Origin of the sequence: Streptomyces sp. NPDC017095 (genome assembly GCF_044332325.1) — a bacterium.
GTDB lineage: Bacteria > Actinomycetota > Actinomycetes > Streptomycetales > Streptomycetaceae > Streptomyces.
The window spans coordinates 593151-606149 of the sequence record NZ_JBIROU010000002.1 but is presented as its reverse complement, the minus strand read 5'-3'; the positions used below and the strand labels follow the sequence as shown (position 1 = coordinate 606149).

Annotated in this window: 12 protein-coding genes; 7 read left to right on the top strand and 5 right to left on the bottom strand. The window is 73.0% G+C overall.

All coding sequences use genetic code 11. The annotated features are described in order from the left end of the window. The first annotated feature begins 4 nt into the window (after positions 1–4). The gene (gene hppD, locus ACH4OA_RS05765; protein WP_365883202.1) at positions 5–1153 is read left to right on the top strand and encodes a 4-hydroxyphenylpyruvate dioxygenase; all 1149 of its coding nucleotides are present in this window, start codon (positions 5–7) and stop codon (positions 1151–1153) included. A gap of 9 nt (positions 1154–1162) precedes the next feature. On the opposite strand, the gene ACH4OA_RS05760 is transcribed toward hppD, so the two are convergent. Continuing rightward, a complete protein-coding gene (locus ACH4OA_RS05760; protein ID WP_397967792.1) occupies positions 1163–2650 on the bottom strand; it encodes a tetratricopeptide repeat protein in 1488 nt (495 codons plus the stop codon). A gap of 92 nt (positions 2651–2742) precedes the next feature. On the opposite strand from ACH4OA_RS05760, the gene ACH4OA_RS05755 reads away from it, so the two are divergent. After that, on the top strand, positions 2743–4149 hold the full coding sequence (locus tag ACH4OA_RS05755; protein WP_397967791.1) for an FAD-binding oxidoreductase: 1407 nt from the start codon (positions 2743–2745) through the stop codon (positions 4147–4149). Between the two features lie 17 nt (positions 4150–4166). On the opposite strand, the gene ACH4OA_RS05750 is transcribed toward ACH4OA_RS05755, so the two are convergent. Then, the gene (locus tag ACH4OA_RS05750; protein WP_365883200.1) at positions 4167–4580 is read right to left on the bottom strand and encodes an SsgA family sporulation/cell division regulator; all 414 of its coding nucleotides are present in this window, start codon (positions 4578–4580) and stop codon (positions 4167–4169) included. Positions 4581–4813: 233 nt separating this feature from the next. Here ACH4OA_RS05750 and ACH4OA_RS05745 point away from each other — a divergent pair, with 233 nt between their 5' ends. Together ACH4OA_RS05745 and ACH4OA_RS05740 are read left to right on the top strand one after the other, a co-directional pair. After that, positions 4814–6310 carry an RDD family protein gene (locus tag ACH4OA_RS05745; RefSeq protein WP_397967789.1) on the top strand — a complete coding sequence of 499 codons (1497 nt, stop codon included), beginning with the start codon at positions 4814–4816 and terminating at the stop codon, positions 6308–6310. 73 nt (positions 6311–6383) lie between these two features. Next, a complete protein-coding gene (locus ACH4OA_RS05740; RefSeq protein ID WP_397967787.1) occupies positions 6384–7118 on the top strand; it encodes an RDD family protein in 735 nt (244 codons plus the stop codon). A 48-nt stretch (positions 7119–7166) separates the two neighbouring features. Here the strand turns inward: ACH4OA_RS05740 and ACH4OA_RS05735 are convergent, their stop codons facing one another. After that, positions 7167–7403: a hypothetical protein gene (locus ACH4OA_RS05735; RefSeq protein ID WP_397941177.1), complete on the bottom strand. Its 237-nt coding sequence runs from the start codon at positions 7401–7403 to the stop codon at positions 7167–7169. 360 nt (positions 7404–7763) lie between these two features. On the opposite strand from ACH4OA_RS05735, the gene ACH4OA_RS05730 reads away from it, so the two are divergent. Beyond that, positions 7764–10121, top strand: coding sequence for an immune inhibitor A domain-containing protein (locus ACH4OA_RS05730; protein ID WP_397947361.1), 2358 nt, complete (start codon positions 7764–7766; stop codon positions 10119–10121). A gap of 130 nt (positions 10122–10251) precedes the next feature. Further along, complete coding sequence (locus tag ACH4OA_RS05725) at positions 10252–10572, top strand: hypothetical protein (protein ID WP_397941173.1); 321 nt, start codon at positions 10252–10254, stop codon at positions 10570–10572. 7 nt (positions 10573–10579) lie between these two features. Here ACH4OA_RS05725 and ACH4OA_RS05720 read toward each other — a convergent pair whose 3' ends face one another. Beyond that, positions 10580–11173 (bottom strand): isochorismatase family protein, encoded by a 594-nt coding sequence (locus ACH4OA_RS05720; RefSeq protein WP_365876680.1) that lies wholly within the window; start codon positions 11171–11173, stop codon positions 10580–10582. A 97-nt stretch (positions 11174–11270) separates the two neighbouring features. After that, the gene (locus ACH4OA_RS05715) at positions 11271–12617 is read right to left on the bottom strand and encodes a nicotinate phosphoribosyltransferase (RefSeq protein WP_365876678.1); all 1347 of its coding nucleotides are present in this window, start codon (positions 12615–12617) and stop codon (positions 11271–11273) included. Between the two features lie 65 nt (positions 12618–12682). Between ACH4OA_RS05715 and clpS the strand changes: the two genes are divergently transcribed. Continuing rightward, the gene (gene clpS / locus ACH4OA_RS05710) at positions 12683–12991 is read left to right on the top strand and encodes an ATP-dependent Clp protease adapter ClpS (protein ID WP_365876676.1); all 309 of its coding nucleotides are present in this window, start codon (positions 12683–12685) and stop codon (positions 12989–12991) included. The last annotated feature ends 8 nt before the right edge of the window (positions 12992–12999 follow it).

Genomic DNA, 12999 nt, shown 5'->3' with positions numbered 1-12999 from the left:
CGCTATGACGCAGACCACAGAGCACACTCCCGGCACGGCCACCCGGCAGGACGATCCCTTCCCGGTCAAGGGAATGGACGCGGTCGTCTTCGCCGTGGGCAACGCCAAGCAGGCGGCGCACTACTACTCCACCGCCTTCGGCATGCGGCTGGTCGCCTACTCCGGACCGGAGAACGGCAGCCGCGAGACCGCCAGCTACGTACTGGAGAACGGCTCCGCCCGGTTCGTGTTCACCTCGGTGATCAAGCCGGCCACCGCCTGGGGCCACTTCCTGGTCCAGCACGTGGCCGAACACGGCGACGGCGTCATCGACCTGGCCATCGAGGTCCCGGACGCCCGCGCGGCGTACGCGTACGCCGTCGAGCAGGGCGCGCGGGGCGTCACCGAGCCGTACGAGGTGAAGGACGAGCACGGCACGGTCGTCCTCGCCGCGATCGCCACCTACGGCGAGACCCGCCACACCCTGGTCGACCGCTCCGGCTACGACGGCCCCTACCTGCCCGGCTACACCGCGGCGAAGCCGCTCGTCGAGCCGCCGGCCGCCCGCACCTTCCAGGCCGTCGACCACTGCGTCGGCAACGTCGAACTCGGCCGGATGAACGAGTGGGTCGGGTTCTACAACAAGGTCATGGGCTTCACGAACATGAAGGAGTTCGTGGGCGACGACATCGCCACCGAGTACAGCGCGCTGATGTCGAAGGTGGTCGCGGACGGCACCCTCAAGGTCAAGTTCCCGATCAACGAGCCCGCCATCGCCAAGAAGAAGTCCCAGATCGACGAGTACCTGGAGTTCTACGGCGGCGCCGGCGTCCAGCACATCGCGCTCAACACCAACGACATCGTGCAGACGGTCCGCACCATGCGCGCCGCCGGCGTGGAGTTCCTCGACACCCCGGACTCCTACTACGACACCCTCGGCGAGTGGGCCGGCGAGACCCGGGTGCCGGTCGACACCCTGCGCGAGCTGAAGATCCTCGTCGACCGCGACGAGGACGGCTACCTGCTCCAGATCTTCACCAAGCCGGTGCAGGACCGGCCGACCGTGTTCTTCGAACTCATCGAACGGCACGGCTCGATGGGCTTCGGCAAGGGCAACTTCAAGGCCCTGTTCGAGGCGATCGAGCGCGAGCAGGCCAAGCGGGGCAACCTGTAACGGCGGCGCTCACTCGCTGGGCGGCGGCTCGTCGGGCACGCCGCCCAGCTCCCGCAGGGCCTCCCGGGCCGCCGGCGCCAGCAGCGGCGAGAAGTACGGGTTGATCCGCAGCGCCTCCTCCAGATGCCGCCGCGCGGGCCCGGTCCGGTCCACCGCGGCCTCGATCATGCCCAGGTGGAACGCGTACGCCGCGCTGCGCACCCCGCCGCCCTTCGTCTTGTCCGTCGCGGCGGTCGCGTACGCCAGCGCCTCCTGGTCCGCGCCGGTCCGGTGCAGCGCCCAGCCCAGCGCGTCGGCCACCTCGGTCCCCGGCTGCCGCCGCCACTCCTCCTCCAGCCGGTCCACGGCCTCCCACGGGTCCCCGTGGTCCGCCTCGAACCGTCCGGTCAGCAACTCCTCGTCGACCCCGCCCGCCACCGACCGCGCCACCGCCTCCCGCAGCCGCGCGTACGACTCCTCGGCCGGCTGCCGCTGCCCCAGCGACTCGTACAGCTCGCCCAGCTCCAGCAGGTCCTCCGGGCGCGGTTGCCGCGCGACGGCGGCCTGGTACGCGGCCAGCGCCTCCGCGGTGCGGCCCTGCGCGGCCAGCGTCCGGGCCCGCCCGGCCGCCGCCGCCCGCTGGTCCGGATCGAGCCGCAGCGCGCCCTCGAAGTGCCGCAGTGCCTCCGGCAGGTCCCCGCGCTCCCAGGCGAGCTGCCCCACGCCGGCCAGCCAGGCGGCCCGCTCCGCCGGGGTGCGGGCGGCGGCGGCCGCCTCGGTCAGCTGGGCCACCGCGTCCTCCCGCCAGCCCCGGTCCCGGTACACCGCGGCGGCCCGCGCCCGCACGGCCGGCCGTGCCTCCGCGCCGGTGCGCAGGGCCAGCAGCTTGTCCAGGGCCGCGCGGGCCTTCGCGTAGTCGCCCAGCCCGGTGTAGGCGTCGATCAGCGGCGGATACGCCGACCAGCGCTTCGGCGCCGCCTTCAGCGCCTGTTCGCCGTATCGTTTCGCCGCCGGGAAGTCCCGGCGGGCCAGCGCCAGCGCGGTCAGGCCGTCCAGCGCCTCGGTGCCCGGCGTGCCGCGCACCTGGAGCGAGGCCCGCAGCGCCCGCTCGGCCTTGGGATAGTCCGCCGCGTCACCCGCCCGGCGGCCCCGCTCCGTGTACGCCGCACCCAGCACCGCCCAGGCCCGGGCATCCTCGGGCTGCTCCCGCACCCGCTGCTCCTGCCGTCCGATCAGCGCCGTCAGACCGGGCAGCGCGGCCGGCACGCCGTAGGTCACCGCCGTCAGCGCCTGCGCCTGGTCCCGCGCCTGGGCCCGGGGCCCTGCCTGCGGGCCGGCGGCGGGCGGCCGGGCCGCCCGCCGCGGCTGCGGCTCCCCGGGCAGCAGCGCCAGCGCCGCGCCCGCGGCCGCACCGCCCGCCAGCGCGACGACCAGCACCCGCCGCAGCACCCGCCGGGACCGGCGCGCCGCCGGCCGCTCGGAGATCAGGGACGTGCCCACGCTCTGCCGGTTGTCCATGGCGCTCACTGTGCGTCAATACGACGAGCACATCCGGGTGGCCCAAGGACGGCGCGGGCGGGGTTCACACCGATGGCCGCGAGTGCCACGCTGTGATCATGAGCCGTATCGAAGCGCCGAGCGACGCGCACACGGGTGGCCTCACCGACCGGCTCCTGGCCGGCCTGCCGCCCGAGGCCGTCCTGACCGACCCGGACGTCACCGCCTCCTACGCCGGCGACATGGCCGGCTTCTGCCCGGCCGGCGCTCCCGCGGCCGTGGTCCTGCCGCGCACCGTCGAGCAGGTGCAGCACGTCATGCGCACCGCCACCGAGCTGCGCGTGCCCGTCGTCCCGCAGGGCGCCCGCACCGGCCTGTCCGGCGGCGCCAACGCCACCGACGGCTGTGTCGTGCTGTCCCTCACCAAGATGGACCGCATCCTGGAGATCAGCCCCGTCGACCGGATCGCCGTGGTCGAACCGGGCGTGATCAACGCGACGCTCTCCCGCGCGGTCGGGGAACACGGTCTGTACTACCCGCCGGACCCCTCCAGCTGGGAGACGTGCACCATCGGCGGCAACATCGGCACCGCCTCCGGCGGCCTGTGCTGCGTCAAGTACGGCGTGACCGCCGAGTACGTCCTCGGTCTGGACGTCGTCCTCGCCGACGGCCGCCTGCTGTCCACCGGCCGCCGCACCGCGAAGGGCGTCGCGGGCTACGACCTCACCCGGCTGTTCGTCGGCTCCGAGGGCACCCTCGGCATCGTCGTGCGCGCGGTGCTGGCCCTGCGGCCCAAGCCGCCCCGGCAGCTCGTGCTGGCCGCCGAGTTCGCCTCCGCGACCGCCGCCTGCGACGCCGTCTGCCGCATCATGGCGGGCGGCCACGTCCCGTCCCTCCTCGAACTGATGGACCGTACGACCGTCAAGGCGGTCAACGACCTCGCCCACATGGGCCTGCCCGAGACCACCGAGGCGCTGCTGCTGGCCGCGTTCGACACCCCGGACCCGGCCGCCGACCTCGCCGCCGTCGCCGCCCTGTGCGAGGCCGCCGGCGCCACCCAGGTCGTCCCGGCCGACGACGAAGCCGAGTCCGAACTGCTGCTCCAGGCCCGGCGGCTGTCGCTGACCGCGCTGGAGGCGGTCAAGGGCACGACGATGATCGACGACGTGTGCGTGCCGCGCTCCCGGCTCGGCGAGATGCTGGCCGGCGTCGAGCGGATCGCAGCGAAGCACGGCCTGACGATCGGCGTCTGCGCGCACGCCGGCGACGGCAACACGCACCCCACCGTCTGCTTCGACGCCGGCGACCCGGACGAGTCCCGCCGGGCCCGCGCCTCCTTCGACGAGATCATGGCCCTCGGCCTGGAACTGGGCGGCACCATCACCGGCGAACACGGGGTCGGCCTGCTGAAGAAGGAGTGGCTGGCCCGGGAGATCGGCCCGGTCGGCGTGGAGATGCAGCGGGCGGTGAAGCAGGTCTTCGACCCGCTGGGCATCCTCAACCCGGGCAAGCTGTTCTGAGTCCGGGCGCGCGCACCTCACCGGGCGAGTAGCTGGTCGAGGGCGTCGTCCAAGCCCGGCTGCCCGCCCTCCGTGCCCGGCGGCACCGCCCGCAGCGTCCGCTCCAGCCAGGCCGACACCTGTGGGACCGGCGCCTGGAGCAGCGCGTCGCCGGCCGGGGAACTCAGCGCCATCAGGACGACCGCGCGCCCGTCCGCGCGTGACGGCCACACCCGCACATCGCCGTGCCCGCACGGCCGGAACACCCCTTCCACCAGCAGTTCGCGGGCGAACGTCCAGTGGACGGGGTGGTCGGAGTCGATGTGGAAGGCGATGTGGACGGCGTAGGGATCGTCGGAGCGGTAGCCGAGCCGGGCCGGTACCGGGACGCTGTGCCCGGGGGACAGGACCAGTTCGAGTTCCAGTTCGCGCTCCACCACGATGTGCTGCATGACCTGCGTTTCCTTTCCTGCCGGGGCCGCTTCGGCCGGGCCCGTGCCCGGGGAGAGGCGGCGCGGGCCGGGGCATTACGCGAGTGGGGGGAATCTTTTTCGGCAGTACGTGCGAGGCGGGCACGGCGTTGCCCGGAAAGGAGTGGCTCCTGCCGGACTGGCGCTGCGGACTGCCCGTGTCTGATAGATGTGGAGGCCCCCTACCACCTCCGAGCAGATACGGGACGACGGACATGAGCGCCCCAACCCCGGCACCCGGTGACGACAGGCCCCGCGAGGGCTACTACCCGGACCCGTCCATCCCCGGCTACGTCCGGTACTGGAACGGCGCCTCCTGGGTGCCCGGCACCAGCCGCCCGGCGCCGCGGGACGGCGAGCCGCTCAGCCCGCCGTCCGGCGTCCATCCGGCCGTCCCGTCCGTGGAGGAGACGGGTCCTCACTTCTTCGACGAGGACCCGCCCGCCCTGGACGGCCGGCTCGAGACCGGCCACCCGGAACCCGCGGCGCGGGCGGACGGGACCGGCTCGCCCGGCCCGTGGACCCGGGCCAGCCAGGCCGTGCAGGCGGGCCGGCCGGCCCCGGCCGGCCAGGCGGCACAGGGCGCGCAGTGGAGCCGGTCCGCCCAGCCGGCCGGTTACGGCGCGGACGCCGCGCCCGCGGGGGCCCGGGGCGCGGACCCGCGGGTGCCGGCCCAGGGCCCGGGCGCCGCCGGCCAGGGCACCGCCCGCACCGACGGCACCGCGGCGCCCGCCGACGGAGGCGGCGCCCCGGACCCCGGCACGTTCGTCTTCCGGCGCCCGGTCCCCGGCCCGGCGGCCGTCCCCGCCGACGACGGCACGTTGATCATCCGCCCGGTGCCCGCCGACCCCGCGGGCCCGCCCGGCGCCGGGAGCGGCCCGGCCGCCGGCTTCGGCCCCCAGGGACCGGCCGGCGCGCCCGCGCACCAGGGGTTCGGCGCCGGCAAGGCCGCCGCGGCCCGGGCCGCCGCCGCGCAGACCCCGCCGGCGGCCTCCGCGCCCCAGCCGCCTCCCGTGGCGCAGCCCGCGCCGGGCGCCGCGGTGCCGCAACAGGCCGGTCCCGTCCAGGGCGCCGCTCCCGTCACCCCGCTGACCACCGGACCCGGCGGCGGGCAGGCGTCCTGGGCGCAGCAGGTGCACCAGCTCGCCGGGGGCGGGGACGAACAGCCCCTGGCGCCCTGGAAGCCGCCGGTGGAGGACCTCTTCCAGGCCGCCGCGCGCCGGCAGGCCGCCGCCCGCCCCGCCGGGCTCGGCAGGCGGTGCGCCGCGCGGCTGATCGACCTGCTGGTGGTGGGCGCCGTGACGGCCGCCGCCGCGGTCCCGCTCGGCCTGCGGGCCGCGGACCACGTCCAGCAGAAGATCGACGCGGCCCGGCTCTCCGGCCACGAGGTCACCGTGTGGCTGGTGGACGGCCAGACCGGCACCAGCCTCGGCATCGTCCTCGCGGTCCTGCTGCTCGCCGGCGTCCTGTACGAGGTGCTGCCCACCGCCAAGTGGGGCCGCACCCTCGGCAAGAGGGTGTGCGGTCTGGAGGTACGGGACATCGAGGGGCACGAGCCGCCGGCGTTCGGCCCGGCGCTGCGCCGCTGGCTGGTGTTCAGCGTGCCGGGGCTGCTGGTCGTCGGGATCGTGGGCGTGCTGTGGTGCCTGTTCGACCGGCCCTGGCACCAGTGCTGGCACGACAAGGCGGCGCACACGTTCGTCGCTGGCTGAGGCGGGGCGGGCGCGTACTCCGTACGGCCGTCTGCCGGATGCGCGGCCGCGGCCCCCGGGTTCCACTCGGGCCATGAGCAGCGAACCGCCCCCCGGCTCCGGAGAGCAGCCCCCCGAGGACGACCCGTTCAGGAAGCGGCCCCCGTCGGACCAGGGACCGGGCTCGCCGTACGACAGCCCGCACGGCGGCGACCAGCAGCAGCCGCCGCCCTACGGAACCGGCCCCTACGGCGGCAGCCCGTACGGCGGCAGCCCGTACGGGGGCAGCCCCCACGGCGGAGGTCCGCAGGGCGGCGGCCCGTACGGCGCGGGCCCCTACGGGTCCGGTGCCGGCGGCTACCCCGCCGACCCGCTGGCCGGCATGCCCCCGCTCGCCGACAGCGGCAAGCGGACCGTCGCGCGGATCCTGGACATGATCCTGGTCGGCATCGTCGTCTGGCTGCTCACCTGGGTGTTCGGCGTGCGCGAGTACACCGTCGACGGCGACCGCGTCGAGGTGGGCCGCTCCCTCGCCCAGTCCGTCATCGCGGCCGTGCTCTACATCGCCTACGACACCTTCACGACCAGCAGGTCGGGGCAGACCCTGGGCAAGAAGTGGCTGGGCCTGCGGGTGGCCAACCTCGCGGACGGCGCCACCCCGTCCGTGCGCACCTCGCTGCTGCGCGCCCTGGTGCTGTGGGTGCCGTTCGCCTTCTGCTGCGCCTGCGTGTGGACGGCGGTCTCGGGCGGCTGGAGCTTCTTCGACAAGCCGTACAAACAGGGTCTGCACGACAAGGCGGCCAAGACGGTGGTGGTCGCCACCCGTTGAGCACGGCGCCGCCGGCGCCCGCGTCCCGCGCCGCCGGGCCCGCGCCGGTCACAGGGACGAGGGCACGCGCTCCTCGTCCGTCACGGCCGCGGCGGACCCCCGCGCCGTGCGCGCCCCGGGCGCCGGGACGGTCCACGCCACCAGCAGGCCCAGCGCGAGTGCCGCCAGGGCGATGACGACGATCCCGGGGCCCGAACCCGTCTGGGAGAGCACCAGCATGGCGAGCGTGGAGAAGACCACGGTGCAGGCACCGTAGGCGAGCTGTGCGACGGTCGGACGAGGCATGGCCATCGTGTCCTCGGCAGTCTGCGGACGGGAGTCGGGGGTGCCGTGCGACTTTCTTGGCGTGCATGCCCGAGCGGGAAGCCCGGTAAGCGTGACCTGACCCACGGTACCGGTGCACGGGGGGCGCACGGAGTCAACGTCGCGCCGGGCAACCGCCGTTGCCGGTCCGATGACACCTGTCCGTAAAGCGAACGTCGGCTCCGCATAGTGCACTTGTCCTGCTCAAGTCAAGGTCTGTCTTTTCCGTCAGACCTCTAGTCAAATGTCGTCACTTGACTACACGCGTTGATCGTGCGCGCACGGATTCCTCCATTACCCGGAACCCCCTGTCCGTGTGCGCGGCGCGGGGGAGGAACTCAAGTGACCAGCAGATCCTGGACGTTCAGAGCGGCCGCCATAGGCGTGACCCTCGCCGCGGCCTCTGCCACGTTCGCGACGTACGCCGTCGCGGAGGCGAGCACCCAGGCCCGGCCCGCCGCCTCGAACCGGCACGACCCGGCACCGGTGAAGCAGCGGAAGCACGACCTGGACGGCCCCCTGAGCAAGACCCAGGACGCCCAGCGTGAGGAGGCCCTGAAGCAGCTCATATCGGGCAAGGCCACCACTCAGGAGCGCAACGGCTCCAAGGTCGTCAAGCTCAAGAGCGGCAAGGGCAAGAGCAAGTACGTCGAGCTGGGCCGCGAGAAGACCGACAAGATCTTCACGATCCTGGTGGAGTTCGGCGACAAGACCGACCCCAAGTACGGCGGCGCCGCGGGCCCGCTGCACAACCGGATCGCCGCGCCGGACCGCGCCAAGGACAACTCCACGGCCTGGCAGAAGGACTACGACCAGAAGCACTACCAGGACCTCTACTTCGGCACCGGCAAGAAGACCGAGTCGCTGAAGAAGTACTACGAGAAGCAGTCCTCGGGCCGCTACTCGGTCACCGGCGAGGTCACGGACTGGGTCAAGGTCCCGTACAACGAGGCCCGTTACGGCAACAACGCCTGCGGCTCGACCAACTGCTCCAGCGTCTGGAACGTCGTGAGCGACGGTCTGAGCGCCTGGGTCGCCCAGCAGAAGGCGGCCGGCCGCACCGACGCCGACATCAAGAAGGACCTCGCCCAGTACGACCAGTGGGACCGCTACGACTACGACGGCGACGGCAACTTCAACGAGCCGGACGGCTACGTCGACCACTTCCAGATCGTGCACGCCGGTGAGGACGAGTCCGCCGGCGGCGGCGCGCAGGGCACCGACGCGATCTGGGCCCACCGCTGGTACGCCTTCGGCACCGACGCCGGCGCCACCGGCCCGCAGAACAACAAGCTGGGCGGCACCCAGGTCGGCGACACCGGCATCTGGGTCGGCGACTACACCATCCAGCCCGAGAACGGCGGCCTGGGCGTCTACGCCCACGAGTACGGCCACGACCTCGGCCTGCCGGACGAGTACGACACCGCCGGCGGCGACAACTCCACCGGTTTCTGGACCCTGATGTCCTCCGGTTCCTGGCTCGGCCGGGGCAAGGACGCCATCGGCGACCTGCCCGGCGACATGAACGCCTGGGACAAGCTCCAGCTCGGCTGGCTGAACTACGACACCGCCACGGCCGGCAAGCAGTCCACGCACAAGCTGGGCCTCGCCGAGTACAACACCTGGGACAAGCAGGCCCTCGTGGTCAACCTCCCGGACAAGGCGGTCACCACCACGATCACCCAGCCCGCGCAGGGCTCGGCACAGTGGTGGAGCGGCAGCGGCAACGACCTGAAGAACACGCTGACCCGGTCGGTGGACCTCACCGGCAAGACCTCGGCGAGCCTCACCCTGGACGGCTGGTGGGCCACCGAGGACGGCTACGACTACGTCTACACCGAGGTGTCGACCGACGGCGGCGCCAACTGGACCGCCCTGGACGGCACGGCCGACGGCCAGGCCCTCCCGCGTGACGCCAGCGGCAAGCCGGCGCTGAGCGGCTTCTCGCAGACGCACAAGAAGCTGGCGTTCCCGCTCGACGCCTACGCGGGCAAGAAGATCGACCTGCGCTTCCGCTACGCCACCGACGGCGGTGTCGCGGAGAACGGCTTCACGGCCGACGAGATCACCGTGACCGCCGACGGCACCCCGCTGTTCTCGGACGACGCCGAGAAGGCGGACGCCGGCTGGGCCGCGAACGGCTTCTCCCGCATCGGCGCGTCCTTCACCAAGGACTACAAGCAGTACTACCTCGCCGAGAACCGCCAGTACGTGTCGTACGACAAGACGCTGAAGACGGGCCCGTACAACTTCGGCTTCACGTCGCGTCCGGACTGGGTGGAGCACTACCCGTACCAGAACGGCCTGCTGATCTGGAAGTGGGACACCTCCCAGGCGGACAACAACACCAACAGCACCAACGGCCACCCGGGCACCGGCCTGATCCTGCCGGTCGACTCGCACCCGAAGGCGCTGAAGTGGGCCGACGGCACGCTGCTGCGCAACCGCGTCCAGGCCTACGACTCGCCGTTCAGCCTCTACGCCACGGACGGCATCACCCTGCACAAGGCCGACGTCGCGCTGAAGATCAAGGGCTCCAAGGGAGTCGGCGTCTTCAACGACCACGCCGGCGACTACTACGACCCGTCGAACCCGACGGGCGGGGTGAAGGTCACTGACACCAACACCAAGATCACGATCGTCAAGGAGGCCAAGGACGGCTCGACGATCTCCCTGAAGGTCGGCCCCGCGGTGAAGTAGTCCCCATCACCGCAGGTCACGGACGTATCGGCGGCGGCCCCCTGGCGGGTCGCCGCCGTTCGTGTTTAGGTGCGTCCTGTGGACCGCTTATTGACACCGGCCGGACCGACCGGAACGGAGAGGTGACCGCATGGCCGCTGGAGGCTTCAGCAAGCTGCCGAACGGCACGGTGGTGGTGGCGCTGAACCTGCCGTACGGCGCCGCCGGGGTGCGGATACTGGTGCACGCCCGCAACCGCGCCCAGGCCCTGACCAGGCTGCGCAACCTGGGCCTGCGGGCGGTCTACCTCCGGGGGAACACCGCGCCTCCGACGCCGGACGAGATCACGGCGGTCCTGCACCATCCCGACGGCCTGATATGGCGCACGGACCACACCGGCGACGCCGTCCCGGGGACCGAGCCCTGGCGCCCGATCCGGGCGCTGCTGCGGGGACCGGCCGTGGTGCGCTAGAGCGCCCTCAGCCGCTCACCACCGGCTTGCCGGTCAGTTCCACGCCCGCTCCGCGCAGCTCCTCCAGGGCCCGCTCGGTGGTGTCCGGGGCGACCCCGGCCGTCAGGTCCAGCAGGACGTGGGTGCGGAAGCCCTCCCGCGCCGCGTCCAGCGCGGTGGCGCGCACGCAGTGGTCCGTGGCGATGCCCACCACGTCCACCTCGCTGATCTCCCGCTCCCGGAGCCAGTCGGCCAGCGAGACGCCGTTCTCGTCGGTGCCCTCGAAACCGCTGTAGGCGGCCGAGTACGCCCCCTTGTCGAACACGGCGTCCACGGCGCCGGAGGCGACCGCGGGGGCGAAGTTCGGGTGGAAGCCCACGCCCTCCGTGCCCGCGACACAGTGCGCGGGCCAGGAGCGGACGTAGTCGGGGTCGTCGGCGAAGTGGCCGCCGGGCGCGATGTGGTGGTCGCGGGTGGCCACCACGTGCCGGTACCCGGTGCCCGCCGCCTCGCCGATCAGCTCGGTGACGGCGGCGGCCACGTCCGCCCCGCCGGCCACCGCGAGGCTGCCCCCCTCGCAGAAGTCGTTCTGCACGTCTACGACGATCAAGGCGCGGCGCATGCTGGATGTCCTTCGACTAAGAGTGAAGTAACTGAGCCTAGAGACTTCGGGGCCCGGGCGGGAGGGGGCGTTCACGGGGGCGGACGGCGGTCGCGGTTTAGCTACCCGAGCGCCCCTGGACGTACTCCGTCGGAAGGACGGGTTCCCCGCGGGAGAGCTGGGTGGCGGACAGCGGCAGGTTCGCGCGGGCCGCGATGTGGCGCTGGCGGGGCACGTCCAGCGGTTCCCGGGCGATCACCGTGCCGCCCCGCACCAGCGGCACCAGCAGCTCCCGGCCGGCCAGCTCGGCCGGGACCTGCCCGGTGCCGACGACCTCGGCCTCCGCTATCCCGTCCGCGTCGAGCCGGCGCGCGGCCCACTTGCGCCCGCCGACGGAGACCTTGCCGCCGCTGGACTTCTTCGCGACCGGCACCAGCGGCGCGCCGGGGTCGGCGGACTCGGCGCGCGCCACCAGCTTGTAGACCATGGAACTGGTCGGGTGCCCGGAACCGGTGACGAGCTGGGTGCCGACGCCGTAGGCGTCCACGGGCGCGGCGGCCAGCGAGGCGATGGCGTACTCGTCCAGGTCGGAGGTGACCACGATCTTCGTGCGGGTGGCGCCCAGTTCGTCGAGCTGCTGGCGCACCCGGTGGGCCACCAGCAGCAGGTCGCCGGAGTCGATGCGGACCGCGCCCAGCTCGGGACCGGCCACCTCCACCGCCGTGCGGACGGCCTCGGCGACGTCGTAGGTGTCCACCAGCAGGGTGGTGCCCCGGCCGAGGGTGTCCACCTGGGCCTGGAAGGCGTCCCGCTCGCGGTCGTGCAGCAGGGTGAAGGCGTGGGCCGAGGTGCCGACGGTCGGGATGCCGTAGCGGAAGCCGGCCGCGAGGTCGGAGGTGGTCGCGAAACCGCCGACGTAGGCGGCGCGGGCGGCGGCCACCGCCGACAGCTCGTGGGTGCGCCGGGCGCCCATCTCGATCAGCGGCCGGCCGCCGGCGGCGGAGGCCATCCGGGAGGCGGCGGCGGCGATCGCGGAGTCGTGGTTGAGGATGGAGAGGATCACCGTCTCCAGCAGGACGCACTCGGCGAAGCTGCCCTCGACGCGCAGGACCGGCGAGCCCGGGAAGTACACCTCGCCCTCGGGATAGCCCCAGATGTCCCCGCCGAACCGGTAGCCGGCGAGCCAGTCCCGCGTCTGCTCGTCGACGATCCCGCGCTCGCGCAGGAAGGCGAGGACGTCCGCGTCGAAGCGGAAGTTCTCCACCGCGTCCAGGACGCGCCCGGTGCCGGCCACCACGCCGTAGCGGCGGCCGTCCGGCAGCCGCCGGGTGAAGACCTCGAACACGCTGCGCCGTTCGGCCGTACCGGCCTTCAGGGCGGCCTGCAGCATCGTCAGCTCGTACTGGTCCGTGAAGAGCGCCGTCGACGGAACATCCACCGGCAGCCCAAGGTCCGCTGTGTTCATGAGGAGCGATCGTACTCCCTTCTCGTCGGTGTGACGATTTTTGTGCGCCGTGGCAGCATGGCTGTGTGACGTCACCCGCGCCCGTAGAGACCGAACGCACCGAGTCGGCGGAGGAGGTCTTCGCCGTACCCGAGCCCGACGTCCCCTGGGTCACGATCGTGCACAACGACCCGGTCAATCTCATGAGCTACGTGACGTACGTCTTCCAGACGTACTTCGGCTACTCCAAGGACAAGGCCACCAAGCTCATGCTCGACGTCCACCACAAGGGCCGGGCGGTCGTCTCCAGCGGCAGCCGCGAGGAGATGGAGCGTGACGTGCAGGCGATGCACGGCTACGGTCTGTGGGCCACCCTCCAGCAGGACCGGAAGTAAACGCATCC

What these genes read in the sequence shown, in the direction of transcription:
- ACH4OA_RS05720 (WP_365876680.1), bottom strand. Translation starts at nt 11,173, where the DNA reads ATGCGCCGCGCCTTGATCGTCGTAGACGTGCAGAACGACTTCTGCGAG.
- ACH4OA_RS05740 (WP_397967787.1), top strand. Translation starts at nt 6,384, where the DNA reads ATGAGCAGCGAACCGCCCCCCGGCTCCGGAGAGCAGCCCCCCGAGGAC.
- ACH4OA_RS05750 (WP_365883200.1), bottom strand. Translation starts at nt 4,580, where the DNA reads ATGCAGCACATCGTGGTGGAGCGCGAACTGGAACTCGAACTGGTCCTG.
- ACH4OA_RS05735 (WP_397941177.1), bottom strand. Translation starts at nt 7,403, where the DNA reads ATGCCTCGTCCGACCGTCGCACAGCTCGCCTACGGTGCCTGCACCGTG.
- ACH4OA_RS05760 (WP_397967792.1), bottom strand. Translation starts at nt 2,650, where the DNA reads ATGGACAACCGGCAGAGCGTGGGCACGTCCCTGATCTCCGAGCGGCCG.
- ACH4OA_RS05715 (WP_365876678.1), bottom strand. Translation starts at nt 12,617, where the DNA reads ATGAACACAGCGGACCTTGGGCTGCCGGTGGATGTTCCGTCGACGGCG.
- hppD (WP_365883202.1), top strand. Translation starts at nt 5, where the DNA reads ATGACGCAGACCACAGAGCACACTCCCGGCACGGCCACCCGGCAGGAC.
- ACH4OA_RS05725 (WP_397941173.1), top strand. Translation starts at nt 10,252, where the DNA reads ATGGCCGCTGGAGGCTTCAGCAAGCTGCCGAACGGCACGGTGGTGGTG.
- ACH4OA_RS05745 (WP_397967789.1), top strand. Translation starts at nt 4,814, where the DNA reads ATGAGCGCCCCAACCCCGGCACCCGGTGACGACAGGCCCCGCGAGGGC.